Source organism: Varunaivibrio sulfuroxidans (assembly GCF_029318635.1).
Lineage (GTDB): Bacteria > Pseudomonadota > Alphaproteobacteria > Rhodospirillales > Magnetovibrionaceae > Varunaivibrio > Varunaivibrio sulfuroxidans.
The window spans coordinates 2,166,801-2,187,237 of sequence record NZ_CP119676.1 but is presented as its reverse complement, the minus strand read 5'-3'; the positions used below and the strand labels follow the sequence as shown (position 1 = coordinate 2,187,237).

Sequence of the window (20,437 nt, the reverse complement as noted above, 5' to 3'; positions counted from 1 at the left end):
ACCGCATACGCCTAAGCGGGGAATAACCGTTCGATGGGCATTTCAGCGGCATCCCGCGCCGGGCGCGACAGGTAAAATTCGGCAAGAAGCTGGCCTTCCCGTTCTTTCGGCGAAGGCTCGACACCGCGTTCAGTCATAGATTCAAGCGCTTGATCACGCTCGTCCTTTGTCGCGAAACGGCGCTGATAAAAGGTTCGACTTTCCAATTTTTCAGTGACATAGCCCCAATCGTTCAGGCTTTCCTCGATGGCGTCGAAGGGAAACATCCTCAGCACGAAATTGGCGATCCAAGGTGGGCGCCCCTGCGTTACCGCCGGAAGCAATTGGTCGAAACTTTTCTCGGTCACGTAACCAACGCAGCCGGTGGACGTCACAAGATTGACCGAAGCCAGCGTCTCGCACGCCTGGGCGGGCAGCGCATCGTTTTCGAGGTTTACCGCCAGGCCTTCATCCAGCAAGCCAATATCTTCGGCAAATTCAATGGCGTGTTCCGCCTGGTCGAGTCCGATCACCTCGATATTTTCGGGTGCATCCAAATTGGCGAAGAAACGCTGATCTTTCTCGATGACTTCTTGGCTCGTAGCCTCCGTCAAACTTTTTTGCCCCCAATGGGCATATAGGTCTTTCAGGGAGAGTTCGTGTTTGAGCAACGCCGCGTTGACCCCGTAGGAGCAGCCCAAATCCAACACATGAAGCGTATCGTCCCGGCGACGTTGAAGATAGCGAATCAGTTTTTGAAAAACCGGCTTGGCGATTTGAGGAATGGCATAATCAAGCTTTTTCAATTCGCTGAAGTAAGCGCGTGGATCGGACTGATTGTAGATATGGTCCATATTCGCCTTGGATGCGTTAATGTCTTCGTAGGACTTCTCGGCGTTCATAGGTTCCTCCCTTGCATCGCCAGCAGGTTCATGATGCCAAACGCAAAAATACGGCGCAAAAAAAACATCACCGCGAAGATGCGGCGCCGCGCGCCAGCGTTGAACCTGTATTGAAAGTATGTCGGGACCCTAACACGGCTCTTGGCTAAAATAAACCAATGGTCATTATATTTTTTCTCAAACAACTCAAAAGATGTATTTTTCAACCAAAATCCGCAAGTCATAACGCACGATATTTCATTTTATAAACAAGGTATTATGATATTTTATCCGTACATTCGCAGTACGCCTCGCGTTCTTCGAAAACGGACGCCCATGGTCCGCCTTCCTTGCCAAACCCACGCGCTTCCCCACGGTTCGGGCGGTCAAAAGGTATAATTCAAAGAGACCATGGCCAGAGGCTGAATGCGTTTTTCGACAAGAGGACCGCGCCCCGCATCGCCAACGAGCCGCGTTATGGCCCCCGTCGCATCGATATTCCAGTGTCGGGTAAGCATCCACGTCAGATCCAAAGCCGCCTTGACAGCCCTTCTTGACCGCGCCAAAATGAGAACGACTATTCATTTTATTATTGATGGCGTTTTCTTTTGGCAATAAATAAAGAATGAGTGATCGTTCTTTTATAGACCGGAAAAGGTGAGGCGCCATGAGAACGGTTGATCAGAAGCTTAGGGATCGGCGGCGGCGACATATTTTAACGGCCGCGATCTCATGCTTTATCCGCGACGGCTTTCATCGCGCGAGCATGCAGGAAATTTGCAAGGAAGCGGGGATGAGTCCCGGCAATCTTTATCGCTATTTCGATAGCAAGGAAGCAATCATCGAGGCCATCGCGGAGGATGAGCGCAAGGAGAACGCCACATATTACGCCAAACTTTTCCGGGCCAAGAATTTCTTGAAAAGCTTGGGAAAGATGCTCGGGGCGTCGCTTAAAAAAGCAAGCGATCCCAACTATGAGCGGATCGCCCTGGAGGTGGCCGCCGAGGCGTCGCGCAACCCCAAGGTGGCCGCGATGTTCGCACAAAACGAAGCGGAAACGAAAGCGTCCCTCGTCCTCGCGTTGCGCGACGCGGCCGCGCGCGGCGAGATTGACGGACAATTGGATTTCGAGGCCGTCGCAACCATTTTAATCGCCGTTGCCGACGGTGCGATCGGACGCATGTCCTTGGATCCGGCGCTGCGAACAACCGCCCTGATGCCGACCATGAAAATCATGATCACGCGCTTCTTGCGCCCGCCCGACGGCCCGTGACAACCGCGTTCGGCTTCGTCGGACTTCATTGCATAGGACGTATCGGCATAGGACATATCGAATGACGCCTCGTTCTTCCTCTCGTATCCCGGCGCTTTCCCTGTCGGACCCATTTCGCCCGCCATGCCCGCCAAATTCGCCGTGCCTCGGAAAATTCGACGTGGCGCGACGCGGCGGCGTCATCCACCGCGCCGTTTGGGCGCGCGCCAAGGCCGCGCTGTTGTCCATCGCCGTATTGGTTTGCGCGGCGGACTCGGCCCTGTGCGCGCAGCCGTCCCTACAAAAATGGCTCGACGCGAAACGCGTCGCCTTGGGATTGCCGGCGATGGGCGCCGTCGTCCTCTCCCTCGATCGCATTCGCGCCCTGGCCGTGTCCGGCGTCCGTCGGCTTGGCGGGAATGACCGTGTCCGACGCGGGGATGCGTGACATCTCGGATCGATCGGGAAATCGATCACCACGACAATGATCGCCCGCCTCGTGGAAAAAGGCGTAATCGATTGGAACAGCAGCATCGCCGATATTTTCCCCGTCCTTACGCCCGACGGCAATCCGGCCGCGAAGATCACGCTTTCGCAGCTTCTTTCACACACCAGCGGATTGACCGAAAATATGGACGACGCGGATTTCGCCAAGTACGAAAAAAGTGGATACGTCGATTGCGAAACGGCGCGTCGGCAACGGCTCTCGATTGCAAAAAAGTACCTGAATGCCCCCCTGCTCGCGAAACCGGGGCAAAAATTCCTCTATTCGAACCTGGGCTACCTCATTGCCGCGGCGATGGTGGAAAAAGCCACGGGACAAAGCTGGGGGCGACTCATCCGCCGGCAGATTTTCGCCACGCTAAACCTGCGCAGTGCGGGATTGGGGCCTCCGGGGTACGCGCAAACACCCGGCGGTCAATCACGCGACCAGCCGCAAGGACATATGCCAGCCGCAAGGACATATGGATGACGCCGACTCCGGAAAGCTCAAACCGGTGGGAAATTTCGACAATCCCTCCGTGATGGGACCGGCGGGAACGGTTCACATGAACCTCCACGATCTCGCCCTCTATCTCCAGGCCCACCTCCAAGGCGCACGGGGCCTGGACAACATCCTAAAGGCGAAAACATACGCCACATTACACTCCCCGAAGCCAGGTACTCGGCAATGGCTCTTGGGGCGGAACGGCTATGGATACGGTTGGGTGTTTAAGCAAGATCTGTGGGGCGGCGACGGTCCGGTCATTTGGCATAATGGGTCGAACGGGGCTTGGTACGCCATCGTCGAGATCCGTCCCAAGATCGACACGGGCTTGATCTTGGCAACCAACGCCGGTTCCGAGAAAATCATGAACGATGTCGATGCCGCGCTTGAGGATTTGCTGGCCTTTTCACGGCGTGGGCCGAAATAGGTTTTTTCGCCTCCCGCACCGAAAAAACAAGGCGCGTTCCCGCTTAGTCCCGGCCTCCGGAATCATCCGGTTTACCCGTGCGAATCGCCGCTTCACGTTCTATCAGGGCGCGTTTGCGTTCGAGTCCCCAGCGATAGCCGCCGAGCGCGCCCGAACCCCGCACAATCCTGTGGCAAGGCACGGCGACGGCTATGGCGTTGGTGGCGCAGGCGCGGGCCACCGCGCGCGCGGCCGTGGGTTGACCGATCATCGTCGCAAGCCGGCTATAGCTCACGGTCTGGCCGCACGGTATCCGCCCCAGCGCCTGCCAAACCCGCTCCTGAAAAGCGGTGCCGCGAATATCGAGCGGCAGTGCGATATTTTGTCCGGGGGTGTCGATCAGCGCCACCACCAACGCCACCCAATCGGACAGCGCCGCATCCCCCGGCGCGCACTGGGCATGCGGAAAGCGCGCCTTCAGTTTTTCGACGCCCACGTCGTGCGTGGCGAACTCGACCATGCAAACCCCTCGCGCCGTGGCGGCGACGAAGATTTCTCCCAGGCTGGATTGCGCCGAGGCGAAACGTACGACCTCGCCTTTGGCGCCTTTTCGGTACGCGCCGGGCGTCAAACCAAGGGAATCATTATCGGCATAGGCCCGTGAACTGTTGGCGTACCCGGCATCATAAATCGCCCCCGTCACGGAGCGCGCCTGCTCCAGCGCGCCGCGCAGGCGCCGTTTACGCAGCGCCATCGCATAGCGTTTCGGAGATAGGCCGACGTGAGCCTTGAAAATGCGTTGGAAATACCCCGGGCTCAACCCCGCGTCGCGCGCAAGCGCCTCCAGGGTGGGTTCCTCTTCCGACCCCTCGATAGCTTGGCATGCCCGGCGAATGGCGTCGCTATGCGAGGGGGTTGACGGGCGTTCCGGTCGGCACCGCTTACAGGAACGAAACCCGGCGCTTTCGGCTTCCCGGGGCGTTTTAAAAAAACGTACATTTTCACGTTTCGCCCGACGAGAAGGGCACCCCGGCGCACAATAAACGCCGGTGGTGATCACGGCATAGACGAACGTTCCGTTCTGTGCGCCGTCTCGCGCGCAAACCATCCGCCATCTCCTCTCGTCGCTATCGGAAAAATCCACCGTTCAACTCCAGCGCACCCATGGCCACTTTTGTCCCCGCCCATAGCGTATCTGTCATCGTCGAGGCGTAGGAATTATCCACGCCCCGGCGCATTGCGGCTTCCCGTTTCTTGCGATCTTATACGAAAAAAGACCTCGCGAGCTCGTTCGAACGCCTTGCGATCCGCCCAAACGCCCGCGGTCCGCCCAAACGCCCGCGGTCCGCCCAAACGAATGGGGGCGGCGCTTACGCGCCGCCCCCATAAATCTCGTCAAGCCCTGGATACGTTAGAGGCTCTTCAAGTCAACCGCGGACATTTTACCGTCGCGGCCTTCTTCCAGCTCATAGCTGACCTTCTGGTTTTCCTGCAAGGAACCCAGACCGGAGCGCTCCACGGAAGAAATGTGCACGAACACATCCTTTCCGCCGTCTTCGGGCTGAATAAATCCGTAACCCTTCGTCGGGTTGAACCATTTCACTGTGCCATTAGGCATTGGTATTCTCCAATTCAAGCGTTGCCTCGAGCGAAAGTGCTAAAGGCGGCAAATTACTCAAAGACTACGCCAAAAGTGGTCCCCCGAAAGGATACTGCGGTCGAAGCGATGACGTATTTGGTTGCCCTAAAATGCCCTCACGCGAACGATTTGGCAAGAGGGTACGACGCATTTCACCGGTTTTTCAACATTTTCTTCACATTTTAAACGCTTCCAAACGGGACGCAAAAGCCCCCCGAACGTCGAGGGCGGTTTCTCTCCCGCGGCGTTTTCGCGCGCGCAAGGGGCGCCGAGGATAAATTTGCATTTTTTCATCCCAACGAAACGCCCCGAGAGAAGTAAAATAAAATATCAAAAACAATAGGTTGTTAAAGAAATATATATTTTTCCACCATCGCCATACTTGCATCGGCGTCGTTTTTGCGTTGCCCCCAAGGCGGATAGGACTTACGTCATTGGAGTTTTGGTCCCCAGGGGAAACATCCCGTTCAGACAAAGGCGATTCGGTATCTTGGCTATTGACGCACACGTCACGCAAGCGTCACAGGCGTCCCATGGTGGCACACTGTCTTTTTCGCGCTTTTTTTCCTGGATGCGAAAATGGCCATGGCGACGAGCGCCATCCTCACCCGGCCCCCGCCGCCGCAAGCCCCCTTCCACACAAGCCGAAAAACGTTCGACCCAATCAAAAAAGACACCCAAGGCGCAAACGCTGTGGCCGAACGAGCGCCTCTTTATTGTCGATCGTCTATGGGGGGATGATCATACCGTCCCCGGCGGGACCGCCTATATCAAGACCTTGCTGCCGTTGCTCAATCTGTCCAAGGAAAAAAGCCTCCTTTTGCTTGGGGCCGGCCTTGGCGGCATGGGACGCGCCATGGTCGAGGAAACCGGCGTATGGGTGAGCGGTCTGGAGCATGACCGTGAACTGGCGGCTATCGGCAAAAACATGGCGATTAGATCCGGCATGAAAAAACGCGCGCCGGTGACCTACAAGGATTTCAACGCCCTTAAGTTAAAACCAAGGTCCTTTAACGCCGTCGTCTCTTTTGAAAGTATGCATCCCGTCAGTGACAAGGCCGCCCTGTTCGCCGCATTGGGCACGGCCTTACGTCCCCAGGGCGAGCTTCTATTCACCGAACTGGTCTTGTCCGAAGCCACGGAGCCCAACGCCGCCGTGCTCGACTGGCTGCGCAGCGAGCCACATAGCCCGCACCCAAGCCGGGCGAGCGAGATTTTTCAACACCTCAAGGCTCTGGACTTTGACGTCCGCCCCCCGGAAAATATCACCGCCGATTACCGCCGCCGTGTTCTGCGGGGTTGGTCGGCTTTTTTGGGAACGACCAACAAGACCGAATTGCGCACGATATCCCAGGCCGTTATTGAAGAGTGCGCATTTTGGGCCAGGCGTATTTCGGCAATCGATAGCGGCGGACTTCACGTTTACAAGTTTCACGCCATCAAAAAGGCCGACAGGCGTCCGCCTCCCCCGCTTTAGGCGCCCCCCGCTTTAGGCGCACAGTGCCAATTTTATCCCTACGCGTCCCCGGGGCGTTCTCTTGCCGCAACACGAAACAATGAAATCTTGATCTTCGATCCGCCGCGCCCCAAGTGAATGAAACGCAACACATAAACTTGGGTTGAGTATATCCACTATGAGGCGCTCACGGGAAATATACAAAACCGGCATCATCCATGGCGCGTTTTTTATTCTTTTAGCGACCCTTATCGTCTCGGGCGCACTGCGGGCACACGCACAACAACTCGACGAGATCCGCTTGACCTTAAAGTGGAAGCATCAATTTCAATTCGCCGGATATTACGCCGCACAAATAAAGGGCTTTTACCGCAAGGCCGGGCTGGACGTCAAAATCGAGGAGGCGAGGCCGGGCGCCCTGCCCATCGACAGCGTGCTCGGCGGACGATCGCAGTTCGGCGTCGCCGGACCGGAATTGCTCAACGCCCGCGTTCACGGCGAACCCGTGGTCGCCCTGGCGCCCATTTTTCAACATTCCCCAACCATTATCATTTCACGCAAGAAATCGCATATTACCACGCCGTCGGACTTGATCGGGCGCACCTTGATGCTGTCCACGTCCAACCCCGAGGCTGAAGTGCGGTCCATTCTCTTCGCCCTCGCCATACCCCTGAATAAGATCAAGGTCGTCCCCCATTCGTGGAACCTAGAGGCCCTGATCAACGGAGACGTCGATGCGATGACCGCGTACAGCACCGACGCCCCTTATATTTTGCGCCGGCGCAACATGACCCCGGAAATTATCCGTCCTCAGGATTATGGCGTCGATTTTTACGGCGACACTCTTTTTACTTCGGAAGATTTCGCCACGCGCGCGCCCGAAGAGGTCGAGGCCTTTCGCCGTGCGTCTATTCAGGGATGGGATTACGCCCTGAAACACCAAGATGAAATCATCCGCTATATCCTGACCCTTCCCGGCGTCGTGGAACGGGGTTTCGACGCCGCACAATTGCGTTTCGAGGCCAATGCGACCCGCCAGTTGATCGATCCCATCAAGGTCGGCATCGGCCACCAAAACCCCCTACGCTGGCGCGCCATGGCCAATCAATACGTCGATATCGGCTTGCTTCCCTCCAATTATTCGCTCGATGGATTCTTTTTCAAGGGCGTTTCAACGGTTTCCAAAACCTATCTTTTTTGGGCCGTCGGGATTTTAGGAGGGCTTGGCGTTCTGCTTATCCTTTCCTATGTCTGGGCCTTTCAATTGCGCCGGGCGGTCTCTGAAAAAACCGCATCCCTCGCGCAAAGCGAGGAACGCTTCCGCGCCATCTTTGACGGCGCTTCGTCGGCAATCGTCACCACCGACCTGGGGGGGAGGCTCACCCGCTGGAACGATGCTTTTCGCACCATGCTCAACGACGATGGCGAATTTTCCCAACAACGCCATCAGGACTTGGTCCACCCCGACGACCTAGAGTCCGTCCAGAATATCTTCGATGCGATCGTCAGTGGACAAGTCCCAACGCAACGCACCGAAATTCGCTACCTGCGCAAAGGCGGCGGTCCGTGTTGGGGAGAGGTTCGACTCTCGGCGCTACGCGCGGAAAATAACGCCATCATCGGGTCCATCGCTGCGATTAACGACATAACCCAACGCAAGCAATCCGAAGAGCGTATCCGCGTCATGGGGGGGGCGCTCTTCAACAGCCCCAACATGGTGATCGTAACCGACACCGCCGGATCCATAGAATACGTCAACCCGATGTTCACCACACTGACGGGATACGACGCCAAGGAGGTGATAGGAAAAAACCCCCGCTTTTTACAATCCGGGGAAACCTCCAGCGAGGTTTATGCCGCCATGTGGCGGACCATCAAGGCGGGGCGCATTTGGCAGGGTGAATTGAAGGACCGGCGCAAGGACGGCTCCTATTTTTGGTCGTCCGTGTCATTTTTTCCGATCGCCGGAAACGACGGTCAAATTTCCCATTTTGTCGCCATGCATCAAGACATCAGCGCGCGCAAACGGGCCCAAAAAAGGGTCGTCGAGGCGCGCGAGCAGGCGGAAATCGCCAATCGCGCCAAGTCCGAGCTTCTCGCCAACATGAGTCACGAACTGCGCACCCCATTAAACGCCATCATTGGCTTCTCACAAATGATTCGAGAGCAGGTCTTCGGCGAGATCGGGCATCCGAAATATCTCGAATACGTCGCCGACATCCAAACCTCCGGACACCATCTATTGGATCTGATTACCGATATTCTCGACGTTTCCGCGATCGAGGCGGGGCGCCTGACGTTGCAGGAACACCCTTGCGACATGGAGAAAATCATATCCGCCGCATCGCGCCTCGTTCGCCCGCGCGCCCAGTCCGGCGGCATCGAGATGCGCACGCATGTCGTCGCCGACATTCCTCTCGTGCGCGGCGACGAGCGGCGGATCAAGCAAATTCTTCTCAATTTGCTCTCCAACGCCGTGAAGTTCACGGAACGGGGCGGCGTGGTCTCGGTCTCCTGCTCCGTCAATACGGATGGAGAAATGGTGGTCAGTATTTGCGATACCGGAATCGGCATGGACGCCCACGGACTGGCCATCGCAAAAAGTGAGTTCGGTCAGGTCGATAGCGGCCTCAACCGCAAGAACGACGGAGCCGGCCTGGGCTTGCCTCTAACCATTTCCCTGGTCGAACTTCACGGTGGCGTCTTTTCCATCGACAGCACCCTGGGTGTGGGAACGACAGCCCGGTTCACCTTGCCCCGGGAGAGGATAATCGCGCAACCCCACGCTCCCGACGCCCCGCAAGGCGGCGAAGACGCCCGTCGCCCCGACACGTCCGTCGGCGCGCCCAGCACGCCGACCGCCCCGATGGCCGTCAACGGCGCCGCCGGAGAATCCTGAATCGCCGCGAGAAGGATCCGCCCCGAGGGCGGATCAGCCCTTGGCCTGTTCGATGAGGTTGAAAAGGCCTTGGGCCGGCGACGCGGCCGGTTTATGTCGGTCGAGATAATATTCAAAAAAGGACGCAAACTCCCCGACGACGCCATTGGGATCGGGGGCGGTTTCGAAGGTGCGAAAAAAAGCAAACGCGGAAAAGTTCGCCGCTGCATGGCGCAGTCCAGCGGCGAGGTCCTGCGCGGAAGCCCCCTCCTCCATATGCGTGTTGGCCAAATCGATCAAAAAATTGGCGAAGGCGACGGCGGCGTCCTGGGGCGGAGCCTCCAAAGGCCGATCTTGCGGGTCTTGCGGGTCTTGCGGGAAATCATCCGAGGGCATAGTGATACCGTTTCCTGCGCGGAGGGAACACGCCGGCGCCGCGCCGCCGGTGACGCCACCACACGGCGCCATCGTTCAAGATATTAGGACAAAAAAGCGCGCTTTGCCTACCGCCGCACAATTATTATTTTTAAATTCACGGACGCCACACCCTATATCCAAATCAACCAAATCCCAACCAGGACCATCAGCGCGCCGGCAATCCGGTTAATCATCCGAACGTTGCCGCTTTTATCCAAAAAACGCCGAAGAGAGCGCCCACCCGAGGCATACAAGAGCAAACAAACAAACTCGGTCGCCAGGATAATTCCCAGTAGGATAGATAGTTGCGGGGCCAGCGCGCGCGCCGGATCGATAAAAGGCGGCAACAACGACACCATGAAAGCCCAGGCCTTCGGATTGGCGACCGCCGTCACAAATCCCTGCAGGACGAGCGCGCGTGCGGTGTAGACCCGAGGAGCGTCCTGCGGCGCCAAGTGAACCGCCATGCGTCCACGCGACAGCCCCAGCCGAACGCCGAGAAACACCAGATATCCGCCCCCCACATATTTAAATGCCGTGAAGGCCTCGGGGGCCTTCATCATTAGGGCGGCGACCCCGATCACCGCCGATGCCGAGACAAGACCGACCCCCACAAGCTCGCCGGCCATCATCCACAACGCCCGGCGCACGCCGACCGTCATGCCCAAGGTCAGCGATAAGGTCATACACATCCCCGGCGTCACCGAAACGAAAAAGAAAGTGGGGATGAAGATAGCCAAGATGGCGGGATCAATCATAAAGAGCGGCTTTCACCTTTTCCTAAATCTTCCTTCTGCGCCGTCGCGGCGGGCCGCTCGGACGGCGCATGACGTGAGACCCGAGTTCCCTCCAGTTATGGGTAGGGTCCGGTTTCAAAACATTGCCCTTTGTGAGCACTTTGATCAAGCTGATATGGGGCATGCCCCATATCAGCTTGATCGGCAAATTCCACCGGCGTTGCTCCGCCATGCGCGGAATGCGGCCGGACGTAATTATAATCATGCTTCCAAGTTGCCAGTACGGCCCTGGCATGGCGCACAGAGCTGAACAGCGTCTCATTAAGGCATTCATCACGCAGCCGCCCGTTGAAGCTTTCCACGAAGGCGTTCTGCGTTGGCTTGCCCGGCTGGGTGTAATGCCACTCGATCCGCCGCTCCTGAGACCACTTGAGGATTGCGATGGAGGTCAGTTCGGTGCCGTTATCGCTGACCACCATGTGCGGCTTGCCCCGCCGCATGATGATCGCATTAAGTTCCCGCGCCACACGCAGACCTGACAGGGATGTATCAGCGACAAGCCCTATACATTCGCGCGTGAAGTCATCGACGACACACAGAATGCGAAACCGCCGTCCGTCATCCAGGGCGTCCGAGACGAAATCCAGGGACCAACGTTGGTTCGGTCCCTGCGGCAGCAGCATTGGTGCCCGTGTGCCCAAAGCACGTTTGCGCCCGCCGCGTTTACGCACCTGAAGGCCTTCTTCTCGATATAAGCGCCTCAGCTTCTTCTGGTTCATGTGTACGCCTTCCCTGGACAGCATAATGTGCAAACGACGATAGCCAAATCGCCGCCGCTCCGCAGACAGCGCGCGTAGGCGCTCACGGATCGGCGCATCATCCGGCTTGATGGACCGATAACGCACTGAACTGCGGTCCGTTCCGGTGGCGTGACACGCCCGCCGTTCGCTCACCTCATATTGCCTACGGAGATAAGCGACGGCCTCTCGCCTGGCGGCGGGCGTCACCACTTTTTTGAATTGATGTCTTTGAGCATGGCGTTGTCCAACATCGTCTCGGCCAACAGCTTCTTGAGCCGGTTGTTCTCCGCTTCCAGCGCCTTCAACCGTTTGGCGTCGGAAATCTCCATGCCCCCAAACTTGGACTTCCATTTATAAAAAGTGGCCTCGCTGACGCCATGGCGGCGGCAAACGTCGACGGTCTTCTGCCCAGACTCCTGCTCGCGCAAAATGCCAATAATCTGCTCTTCCGTGAAACGTGAACGCTTCATTTCCATCTCCTTCTTAGGTGATGGACTCTACCCAAAAATGGAGGAGAAAACGGGGCTCACGTCAGTAGAAATTTTGAACGACCTGACCACCGTCCTTCACGATTGTATTGATCTGTGATCCCTGGTCCTGGGCTGTGATTTCATAGAAGTCCGAGACCCGTTGCAATTCCTTGTCGGAAGCCTCTGACTTGGTTTCACGCTTGCCAAGGTAATACTCCGAAATTTCCTGGATTTGAGTAACGAACCCACCCAAGGCATCAAGGTGGTCGGCCACGAGTGAAATCTGCTCCGCCAAGCTGATCAACTCGGCGATGATGCTGCCTGAGCGCATTTCCTGGACGTAAAGGCGAACGTTTTCACCCTTCACATCATGCCCTGTGCTACGCACGTAATCCTGATATTGGTTGGCGTACGCTTCCAGGCTTGCTGCCAACACAACGAGATCGACAGGCTTCTCGTTCTTGATCTCCAACGTAAGTGTTGGCCCCTCCAATGCGTCCATATGCCCCCCCGGCGTTAATGGCAAATCAAATCACCGCATCAACTATAGGGATACATAGGTGGGTTTACTAGGGGGGGTAGGGCGCGTCAAACAGAGGATTGATGTTGGTCGAGTGGGTAAGTGCCCAGGAGGCGAATACTGCGCTAAGTGTGCCTTGTCGCGCCTTGGGCGGTGCGTTGACGGAAAGAAAGGTCAATCCACGTACTGCACAACCCAATTTCCACCCTGATCCACGATGTCGTATTCATAGCTGGTCTTATTACATATCAGCGTATAGCCGCGCTTGAACGCCATTTTGCTCATGATGAGCACGCTGTCGCATCGGTATCCTCTAGCCCGGACAAGGTTCACGGCTTCCTGCACGGCTTGCATGGACGTGGCGATCTGCGCGTCTTTTTCCAGCTTAAACGTGTGGCCCGGAACACTTTTCGGCCTAGCCTCTGCCGCTTCAATGGCCTTGCGGTTGGCTTCGGCTTTGGCGCGTTCCGCCTTTCGCGCGACCTCCTGCTTGGCTTGTTCGTCCCGCCGCGCCATTTCTGCAACGTATTCGTCCGGACGAAGGTTTTTCATCGCTGCTAGCCATTCTTTGTTACGCCCCTGGGTTTTCAGTTCATCCAGGTAAGCAGCGGGATTGATGGTTTTCAGTATTTCCAGTTCCCGCGCCTGCTCGGCTTTTAATTCCGCATCCTGCAACGTGGAGACCGTTACGGCCCGCACCATGATGGTGAGGGTCAAGATTAACATGCCAAATACCAGGAGCTGGGAACGCATAAGCCGGTAGGGTGGTTTGAAGAACAGCGGGGTCAGCACCACAAAGGCGATGAACGTGGCGATCATAAGCATCGTTGGATAGATGCCCGCCAGCACATAAGCGATCAGCCCGACAACGAGCGTTCCGCCAGCAATGGTGCCCAGCTTTTTCAGCCGCGTCTGTTTTTCCGATTTCATGAGAAGTCCCCCGAGAGCCAGAGCCTGCGGTGCGCCCACCGCAAGGTAACTTCATCTTGATCCCTGGTGATCGGGGAGTTAGTAAGCCGAAACGAGACGGCCCCTGGGTTTTTAGCCGGAGGCCTGGACATAGCCCAGGCTCCCCGACCATAAGGTCAAGGGCACAAAATAACGGTCAGTGCAGACCGCTCGTTTCGGGGTTACTAAGCCCCAGAACCCTGCGTCGGGGTTCCAGGGAATACGTTAAAGGGGAATGCGACCAAAGTGAAGAGAGGAGATAGGTGTTTGTTTTTAGAGGGCTTCTGTTGACACCATCGCCGCATAGTTGATTATAGACAGTGAGATACAAGTCGAATGGCAGGGAGGCCCGCACATGTATCATGCGTTACCCAATAATCATGGGTTGTCAGGTGAAGTGGAAGCATCACCGCTTGTTCGGCGTGATGATGCCACAGGCACACCTAGCCTGACACACGCACAGTACGAAGGTCTGGCTCATGGTGTTGCACGCAGTGAAAGCATGCTGCTTGTCGCTCCAACATCAAGTGGCAAAACAGAAGTTGGCCTGATTGCAATTGCATCATGGCTCCGTGCCGATAGAAACTACATACGTAAAACCGTGTATCTTGTTAGCCATCGTGCCCTGGCCCGTCAAAAACACAAAGATTTGCTCAAGCCAGAAATGCTTGCGGCGTTTGGCATCGAGCCAGCAGATATGGTCATGTCTAACGGGGATTTGACAATCGACGGGAACGGGGCTGTTCCCGAAGCGCCACTAAACGCACGCGTCCTTATTGCCACATACGAGAAGTTCTTGGCGTTGCTCGCCAGTAATGGGCACCAACCGGATATGACGCATTATTGCGTGGTGGCAGATGAATGCCAATTGATTGGCGATAACCATCGTGGCCGAGAGGTTGAAATCCTTCTGACGCTCATCAAGCAAGCCAATTGTGGGCAGTTTGTTGGGCTATCGGCGGTTTTGAGTGAACTTGACGTCAATCATCTGTCAACTTGGTTGGAAATTACCCCCGTTGTTGTTGATACGCGCGAGGTGCCGCTATCGTATGAACTGCGCACTACCACGGCGAAATATGTCTGGCGAACCGATGGCCCTGAGCAAGTTGTAAATACTGGGGAAGCACTTCCACGCGGCACGCTTGATATATTGGCGGAACTATCCCAAGACCCTGCAAACAATCTCCCCGTTGCCGTTTTTTGCATGTCTAAACCACGCGTAAAAGCCCTTGCAGAGGGCTGGGCACAACGGTGTGGAGTTGCACCTGTAGAAGATGCCATTACCAGAGACTTGTTTGGTGAAACAACCTCGTTGGGTGAAAACTTGGCTGCCTTCCTTCCTCACAGCTTTGCAATGCACACCACTGATCTTATTGATACAGAGCGCGCACTTGTCGAAGATCGTCTGGAAAACAATCAAATAGCAGTGGTGTTTGCGACTTCAACTCTGGCGCAGGGCCTGAACTTTCCATTTAAGACCGTAGTGTTTGATCATTGGGCACGCTGGGATAGTGGGCAAGGTGGACGTGTTCCGATTACACGTAGCGAACTTCGCAATATGGCTGGTCGAGCAGGCCGTTTGGGAATGGGTGATACTGAGGGCCGGGTTATCCTTACGGCACAACAAGGATTTCCCGAAAACTTCCCGACGCAGTACCTGGGCAATTCTCTCGATGATCTGATCACCCCACGGCTTGTTCCTGAATGGTTTGATCTGATCGCGTTGCAATTGCTGGCAGCGAAAATTGCGGCCAATATGGATGAACTTCTTGCGTTTATGGATGCAAGCCTGAGCGGATATTTATTGCGCGACAACACACAAAATTTTGACGCGTATCTCCGCAACCATTTAACTGAGGCGCTCACTAAACTCATACAATGGGGATATGTGCTTGGTGCAGATGCACTCACCGTTACCGATCTCGGTCAAGCAGTTGCGCGGTCCGGTTTACAGCCAAAATCGGCGAACTTTTTCCAGAACTATCTTACCCAATACCGAGATCACTTGCTGGCACTCCTGCCCCCCAGCGTCCCCCTAGAAGGGCTAGAGCAACAACAGGAAATCCCTGATTGGAACGTGCAGGATAGTGACCTTGTATTTCTTCTTTCGCACTTGATTTCAACATCCCCAGAGTATGAGGACCGGGATACCACCCGCCGCTATCTCCCGTACCCTCTTGAGGTATGGCGGGAAAGCAATCGTGCAATTAGGCATCAGGCTATTCTTTCAATACAGCCATGGGACGCGGGAATAACCGCCGTCAATGGTTCAGATATTGTTGCGGATTGGGTGCAAGGCGGTTCGATGCGGGACTTTGAACTGAGTTTTGGCGATGACAGAAGGCCCCTAACGGGAGGCCAGATTGCAGGCATGTTGCGTGACCTTGCAGCATTTATGTCAGGTCTTGGTGATGTCTTGGAGGCCCTGACCGCGACAACAAATGCTCATCTTCCAGCACTCTTAACCCTTGTGCCGTCAGATGATGTTCGGCGGGAGTTGAGACGCCTGCTGCGCCGCATCCGTCAGTTGGCGAGACAAATTACAGTTGGCATTCCCGAAGAGGTTTTGTGGATGCTTGAACTCGATGACGCAAATGGCGAACCTTTGTTGAAAAGGTCTGAAATCCTGGCCCTTAACCAACACGACATCACATCTCTAGAAGACCTCTTGGGTGCTGGCAGGGCGGCAGACTTCAATGCGGCAATGACTGAGGTAAACGTGCCGCAAGAAAAACGTGCCGCTATTCGCGTAGCGGCAAGGGCATCTCGGGTTAAGCGGACAGATCAAATCAAAAACCGCCTGCTTAAAGACCTCGGGCCAATCCAATGCCAGGATTTGATTAATACATATTTCACCTCACGGGAAACCATATTCGAAGATGCTGTAGCTTCTTGTTTGGATTGCGTGGAAATTACAATTCTTGAAAGGGATGGAGATGCCCAACTGCGCTTCCCTGATTTCGTAGTGGACATCATTGAAAACTCACCTGTGGTCATGGAAAGCAAGTCCAAAGAGGGGGATCGCGAAGTACCCTTAGGTGAAGCAACGGATGTGGGTGGGAAGGCTGCGGCACATGGTCTAAACCGGCATCCAATGGTAACGATATGTCAGCCGTACGTCGCAACTGATGTTCCTGGTAAGATCAAACGGGCACAGGATTTATCAGTTGTGAATGCTGAGGATCTAGCCCAGGTTCTAGCTGCTTTGAAACTAGGCCGGATTACTAAAGAACGTTTTTACGATTGGATCACTACACCAGGACAGCCCCGGTTTGATGACTTATTCCGGCCCTAGGTCATGGCTGTATCGTGTAAATTAAAGGGAGAGGTGTGAATGGCACTGTCAGTATCCGAGTTTTTCGGCTTTACACCACTTGACCCTCAGGCATCAGAATACGTACAGAACGTGCAGTGCCCCTTTGTTGGGTCGGATTGCATCAAGCCTTCACATGGAGCCTGTGCGGTTCGTCAAATCACTTCTGATGAGGCCGTCATTTGTTGCCCTAACCGCATGTATGCCGAAAACTATGGAATGTTGGAAGACGTTGCGACGGAAGCCTTCGGCCCCGGCGTACAACTTGTTGCTCCTGATCAGGCGTCTATTTTACGCGGTGAAGGCAAATTAACGGACAAGCATGTATGTGTTTTCGGAAGGTATTTCGGTCGTGAACTTCCCCTGCCGAAACCAATGCAGGGTGCTGCGGGTCAACGCAATTATTACATGGACTGGATACTCGCCCGACTTTTGCCAAGTGGAGAGGTGCAAGACCTTACCGCGTTGGAAGTCCAAACCATTGACACAACTGGTAACTACTCTGATCAGGCTGGGTGCTATTTCAACGGACAATCGTTTACCGACCCCCAAGGCCGCACCCCTGGATACAGTAATGCTGGCCTGAATTGGGAGAATGTAAACAAACGCATCTTGCCGCAACTGATCTACAAAGGTCATGTACTCCGGCGTGAACGTCTCTGTAGCAAGGGATTGTTTTTCGTTTGCCCACATCAGGTTTATGAGCGTATCCGGGAAAGGCTTGGAAACCACCTGCATGAATACCAACCCGGTAACGGCACCATCACATTTAGAAGCTATGGGTTGGGAACGGAGCAAACATCTGGCTCTGCACCACTCGTATTTACAGGGCAATTGACGACGACTGTCGATCAGGTCGCTCTCGCTTTTACGGCCCCTATGAACCTTCCGGATCAGAATGTGTACGAGAGTGCTGTGAACAACGCGCTATCGAAGCTCATTTAACTAGGGTCAGCTTCACTGGCTCGTCAATTTGGCTGTCAGCGGAATAAGACGCCACACGTAAAATTTCTTCTGCCACATGTCGCGCAAGGCGAGGGGGAACAGCATTCCCCACTTGAACGTATTGCTCAGTTCTCGGGCCTTCAAAAACATAAAGGTCGGGGAACGATTGCAATCGTGCTGCTTCACGTACTGTGAGTGTACGGTCCTGGTTCGGATGAATACAGGCGCTCCAATGTAAATCGCATTTCGTCAAGATAGTGGACGACAGACCTGTTTTGACTAACCTACCATAACGCTTTGTGTGGTCGCTTCGTTTGGCACGCTTCATTCCGGCAGGCAGAAGGTCAAACGGAATATCTCGCCAGCTTCCACCTTCGGGAATATGTTTCATGCGGTCTAGATTTATCTGACCGAGTTTGGGGGCAACATGACAAGTTACAGTCTTTGCATTCCCGCGCATTTCACGCTGAAACTCATTGGTCGCTTGAGTGCGATATTTAGATGCCCCAGCATCTTCACCATTACCGATAGTGGGAAGGTCTGAAATAGCATCCCATACAGTAACAAAAGGCTTGTCATCATTGACGCCAAAGGTGGGAACAAACTCAGGAATAGGGCTGTTAATTCGATTGCCTACAAAGAAAATTCTCCGCCGTTCCTGAGGGACACCGAAGTCTTCCGCTTTCAAGATTGAGGTATCAACGTCATAGCCCAGTTTGTACAACTCACTCTTGATCTCTTGGACTGCTTGCCCATTTCCCGCAGACGTTATGCCAAGGACATTTTCCATCACCACCCACTCGGGGCGAAGTTCTTGAACGATCCTGAGGTAGTGGCGAAACAGTCCACTGCGGTCGTCATGCATTCCGCGTTGATGATTGTAAACGCTAAAGGCTTGGCAGGGTGGGCCTCCAACGAGGCAGGTGAGCTCACCTTGCTTTAAGCCCGTTTTTTCCATCAATTGCGATGCAGATACCTGCTCAATGTCCCGGCAAATCCCAACCGCGCCCGGATGGGTAACTTTAAATGTCTGAATTGCGTAGGGGTCGCTGTCTACTCCGACAAGTACATCAAAGCCAGCTTGGCGGAAGCCTTCAGATAAGCCACCTGCTCCACAAAATAAATCTACCGCCGTTAGCTTCATGGCCACCTACATCCGCGTTCAATTGAAACTGTAATCTACTACATACTGATTTTTCGACAAGACTGGTACGAAAGTTAAACTAAAATTCTTTAGGCCGTTTTAAGCCCCGTACAGCGCCATCATTTATCTCCCCTAGACGGGGCAGAGAGGGAGAGCCATTGACGCCATATGGGCCACTGCGTCAATTCTATCGATATGTAGCGGGTATGGCAATATGGTGTAGTCAGTGCAATTAATTGCACCAGATGTGGTGAAATTTTGGTGAAATACCCTACACCCCACAGAAACCTTAGAGTTTTGGGAAATTTCAATAAATTCGGGTTTATTACAGCAACACCCCAGCCGCGTTATCAACGAACAGTTCGCCATCGCGGATGTACCTCGACAACATGGCGTCCGAAGCATGGCCCGTTTGCTGTCGAATTTTCCATAACGATACGCCAGCCGTTGCCGCACTGGTCGCAAGGCCGGCTCTTAGGCTATGGCCTGAAAATTCTTGCTGGTTCAACCCGATGGTTTCGACACGCTCCTTGACAACCAACGCAACGGCTTCTCCGGATAAGCGTTGATTGCAAATCTTGCCATGTCGGTCTACCGGTCGAAATACTGGACCACTCTCAATGCCGGAACATGTTAGCCATTCTGTAAGGGCAGACACTGGGCAGCACCGGGATCGCCCATGGGGAATGCCAATCGTTCGACCCTCCCCGTCCTGATCGGTTTTTGAGCGGCGGATGTAAACGATGATGCCTTGGCGGACAGCTTCAATGTCATTGCAATTGATCGAGACAAGTTCGGATCGCCGAAACCCACCCGCGAACCCAATAAGCAGCATGGCGCGATCTCGCGTATCCTTCATGCCGTCGCCCAGCAATTGCGTGATCTGTATGAGGTCTTTGATTAGCAGGGGTCGTGCTGTTCGCTGTGAGGTCGTATGAGCACGCTTAATGCCCCGCAGGGTGGACTTGACCAACTCGGCCTTTGTGGGGCTGATGAGGCCCTTGGCAGAATGCGCCTTGCTGATGGAAGCCAGACGGCGGGTCAGGGTGGCAACGGACAGTGTATGGGCGTGAGCGGCAAGGTACTCGGCCACCACCACGTCGGTTGCAGGGATCGTTCCGCCCCAATTTGCAAAGTGCTTGAGGTCGGACTGATAGGCCCGTTTCGTGTTTGATGAAACCGAGTTGCGGACGTAATCCCTGACACTCCCTGTGGCCTCAACCAAGTCCGTCGACGACCTAGGCTGGGGGGTGTTTTTGGGTCGTGATAAGTGATGATTATCGCGAGTTAGAGTGTCCATCAAAATGTTCTCCTACCACCAAGGATCAAATCGCGTAAAACGGACCTATGGCATTCCTCAGGTCGGTGACACGAGCACAGCAGGGTTATGACCTGACCGACTTCATGCTGCCCTCTGAGTTCTGCGATCAGACCAGATTGCGCCTCCATCTCACCGATATAACGATCCCGCCAAATCTCATTGACCCGCAGTAGGTCATGTTCTTGTGATTGCTGTTGTCCCTTAACCCAGGCCAGAAGTTTCCTGGACGGGGCAAGGTCCGGCAGCCACATATCGAACTGATCCCTGTTGCATCCACGAGGCCAGTATCGCATGACTAACAAACGTGTGCCGTCCGTTGGCTCTGGGCTCAATCGGCAATGCT

General features: G+C 55.0%; 20 protein-coding genes. 8 read left to right on the top strand and 12 right to left on the bottom strand.

Going from position 1 to position 20,437, the window contains the following annotated elements:
• Window positions 1-11 precede the first annotated feature (11 nt).
• Window positions 12-881, bottom strand: coding sequence for a hypothetical protein (locus P3M64_RS10320; protein WP_132939853.1), 870 nt, complete (start codon window positions 879-881; stop codon window positions 12-14).
• Window positions 882-1,246: 365 nt separating this feature from the next.
• Window positions 1,247-1,378 carry a MipA/OmpV family protein gene (locus P3M64_RS14430; protein WP_132939852.1) on the bottom strand — a complete coding sequence of 44 codons (132 nt, stop codon included), beginning with the start codon at window positions 1,376-1,378 and terminating at the stop codon, window positions 1,247-1,249.
• 149 nt (window positions 1,379-1,527) lie between these two features.
• On the opposite strand from P3M64_RS14430, the gene P3M64_RS10315 reads away from it, so the two are divergent.
• The 4 genes from P3M64_RS10315 (at window position 1,528) to P3M64_RS10300 (ending at window position 3,527) form a co-directional block, all read left to right on the top strand.
• Window positions 1,528-2,133, top strand: a complete 606-nt coding sequence (locus P3M64_RS10315; RefSeq protein WP_132939851.1) for a TetR/AcrR family transcriptional regulator — start codon at window positions 1,528-1,530, stop codon at window positions 2,131-2,133.
• Between the two features lie 160 nt (window positions 2,134-2,293).
• Window positions 2,294-2,560: a hypothetical protein gene (locus tag P3M64_RS10310; RefSeq protein WP_132939850.1), complete on the top strand. Its 267-nt coding sequence runs from the start codon at window positions 2,294-2,296 to the stop codon at window positions 2,558-2,560.
• A 36-nt stretch (window positions 2,561-2,596) separates the two neighbouring features.
• Window positions 2,597-3,085: a serine hydrolase domain-containing protein gene (locus P3M64_RS10305; protein WP_132939849.1), complete on the top strand. Its 489-nt coding sequence runs from the start codon at window positions 2,597-2,599 to the stop codon at window positions 3,083-3,085.
• Window positions 3,078-3,527 (top strand): serine hydrolase, encoded by a 450-nt coding sequence (locus tag P3M64_RS10300; RefSeq protein ID WP_132939848.1) that lies wholly within the window; start codon window positions 3,078-3,080, stop codon window positions 3,525-3,527. The genes P3M64_RS10305 and P3M64_RS10300 overlap by 8 nt, the downstream gene beginning before the upstream one ends.
• A 43-nt stretch (window positions 3,528-3,570) precedes the next feature.
• On the opposite strand, the gene ada is transcribed toward P3M64_RS10300, so the two are convergent.
• Window positions 3,571-4,650 carry a bifunctional DNA-binding transcriptional regulator/O6-methylguanine-DNA methyltransferase Ada gene (gene ada / locus P3M64_RS10295; RefSeq protein ID WP_276157020.1) on the bottom strand — a complete coding sequence of 360 codons (1,080 nt, stop codon included), beginning with the start codon at window positions 4,648-4,650 and terminating at the stop codon, window positions 3,571-3,573.
• Window positions 4,651-4,917: 267 nt separating this feature from the next.
• The gene (locus P3M64_RS10290; protein WP_132939846.1) at window positions 4,918-5,124 is read right to left on the bottom strand and encodes a cold-shock protein; all 207 of its coding nucleotides are present in this window, start codon (window positions 5,122-5,124) and stop codon (window positions 4,918-4,920) included.
• A gap of 511 nt (window positions 5,125-5,635) precedes the next feature.
• Here P3M64_RS10290 and P3M64_RS10285 point away from each other — a divergent pair.
• Both P3M64_RS10285 and P3M64_RS10280 read left to right on the top strand, forming a co-directional pair.
• On the top strand, window positions 5,636-6,622 hold the full coding sequence (locus P3M64_RS10285; RefSeq protein WP_132939845.1) for a class I SAM-dependent methyltransferase: 987 nt from the start codon (window positions 5,636-5,638) through the stop codon (window positions 6,620-6,622).
• 157 nt (window positions 6,623-6,779) lie between these two features.
• Window positions 6,780-9,500 carry an ABC transporter substrate-binding protein gene (locus P3M64_RS10280; protein WP_132939844.1) on the top strand — a complete coding sequence of 907 codons (2,721 nt, stop codon included), beginning with the start codon at window positions 6,780-6,782 and terminating at the stop codon, window positions 9,498-9,500.
• Between the two features lie 33 nt (window positions 9,501-9,533).
• Here the strand turns inward: P3M64_RS10280 and P3M64_RS10275 are convergent, their stop codons facing one another.
• The 5 genes from P3M64_RS10275 to P3M64_RS10255 form a co-directional block, all read right to left on the bottom strand.
• On the bottom strand, window positions 9,534-9,875 hold the full coding sequence (locus P3M64_RS10275) for a hypothetical protein (protein WP_132939843.1): 342 nt from the start codon (window positions 9,873-9,875) through the stop codon (window positions 9,534-9,536).
• Between the two features lie 152 nt (window positions 9,876-10,027).
• Window positions 10,028-10,654, bottom strand: coding sequence for a LysE family translocator (locus tag P3M64_RS10270; RefSeq protein ID WP_132939842.1), 627 nt, complete (start codon window positions 10,652-10,654; stop codon window positions 10,028-10,030).
• Window positions 10,655-10,749: 95 nt separating this feature from the next.
• A protein-coding gene (locus tag P3M64_RS10265; RefSeq protein WP_276157019.1) for an IS3 family transposase occupies window positions 10,750-11,903 on the bottom strand; the annotation gives its coding sequence in 2 pieces (ribosomal slippage) (window positions 10,750-11,642 and window positions 11,642-11,903; 1,155 coding nt in all).
• 61 nt (window positions 11,904-11,964) lie between these two features.
• Complete coding sequence (locus P3M64_RS10260; RefSeq protein ID WP_132937436.1) at window positions 11,965-12,405, bottom strand: hypothetical protein; 441 nt, start codon at window positions 12,403-12,405, stop codon at window positions 11,965-11,967.
• A gap of 192 nt (window positions 12,406-12,597) precedes the next feature.
• Window positions 12,598-13,353 (bottom strand): hypothetical protein, encoded by a 756-nt coding sequence (locus P3M64_RS10255; protein ID WP_132937437.1) that lies wholly within the window; start codon window positions 13,351-13,353, stop codon window positions 12,598-12,600.
• Between the two features lie 373 nt (window positions 13,354-13,726).
• Here P3M64_RS10255 and P3M64_RS10250 point away from each other — a divergent pair, with 373 nt between their 5' ends.
• Both P3M64_RS10250 and P3M64_RS10245 read left to right on the top strand, forming a co-directional pair.
• Window positions 13,727-16,666, top strand: a complete 2,940-nt coding sequence (locus tag P3M64_RS10250) for a DEAD/DEAH box helicase (protein ID WP_132937438.1) — start codon at window positions 13,727-13,729, stop codon at window positions 16,664-16,666.
• Between the two features lie 39 nt (window positions 16,667-16,705).
• A complete protein-coding gene (locus tag P3M64_RS10245) occupies window positions 16,706-17,629 on the top strand; it encodes a NotI family restriction endonuclease (RefSeq protein ID WP_132937439.1) in 924 nt (307 codons plus the stop codon).
• On the opposite strand, the gene P3M64_RS10240 is transcribed toward P3M64_RS10245, so the two are convergent.
• The 3 genes from P3M64_RS10240 to P3M64_RS10230 form a co-directional block, all read right to left on the bottom strand.
• Window positions 17,622-18,773: a DNA cytosine methyltransferase gene (locus P3M64_RS10240; RefSeq protein WP_132937440.1), complete on the bottom strand. Its 1,152-nt coding sequence runs from the start codon at window positions 18,771-18,773 to the stop codon at window positions 17,622-17,624. The two genes, P3M64_RS10245 and P3M64_RS10240, sit on opposite strands and share 8 nt — an antisense overlap.
• Before the next feature lie 325 nt (window positions 18,774-19,098).
• Complete coding sequence (locus tag P3M64_RS10235; protein ID WP_207893069.1) at window positions 19,099-19,998, bottom strand: site-specific integrase; 900 nt, start codon at window positions 19,996-19,998, stop codon at window positions 19,099-19,101.
• A gap of 74 nt (window positions 19,999-20,072) precedes the next feature.
• The gene (locus tag P3M64_RS10230; RefSeq protein ID WP_243644683.1) at window positions 20,073-20,387 is read right to left on the bottom strand and encodes a DUF488 domain-containing protein; all 315 of its coding nucleotides are present in this window, start codon (window positions 20,385-20,387) and stop codon (window positions 20,073-20,075) included.
• Between the last annotated feature and the right edge of the window lie 50 nt (window positions 20,388-20,437).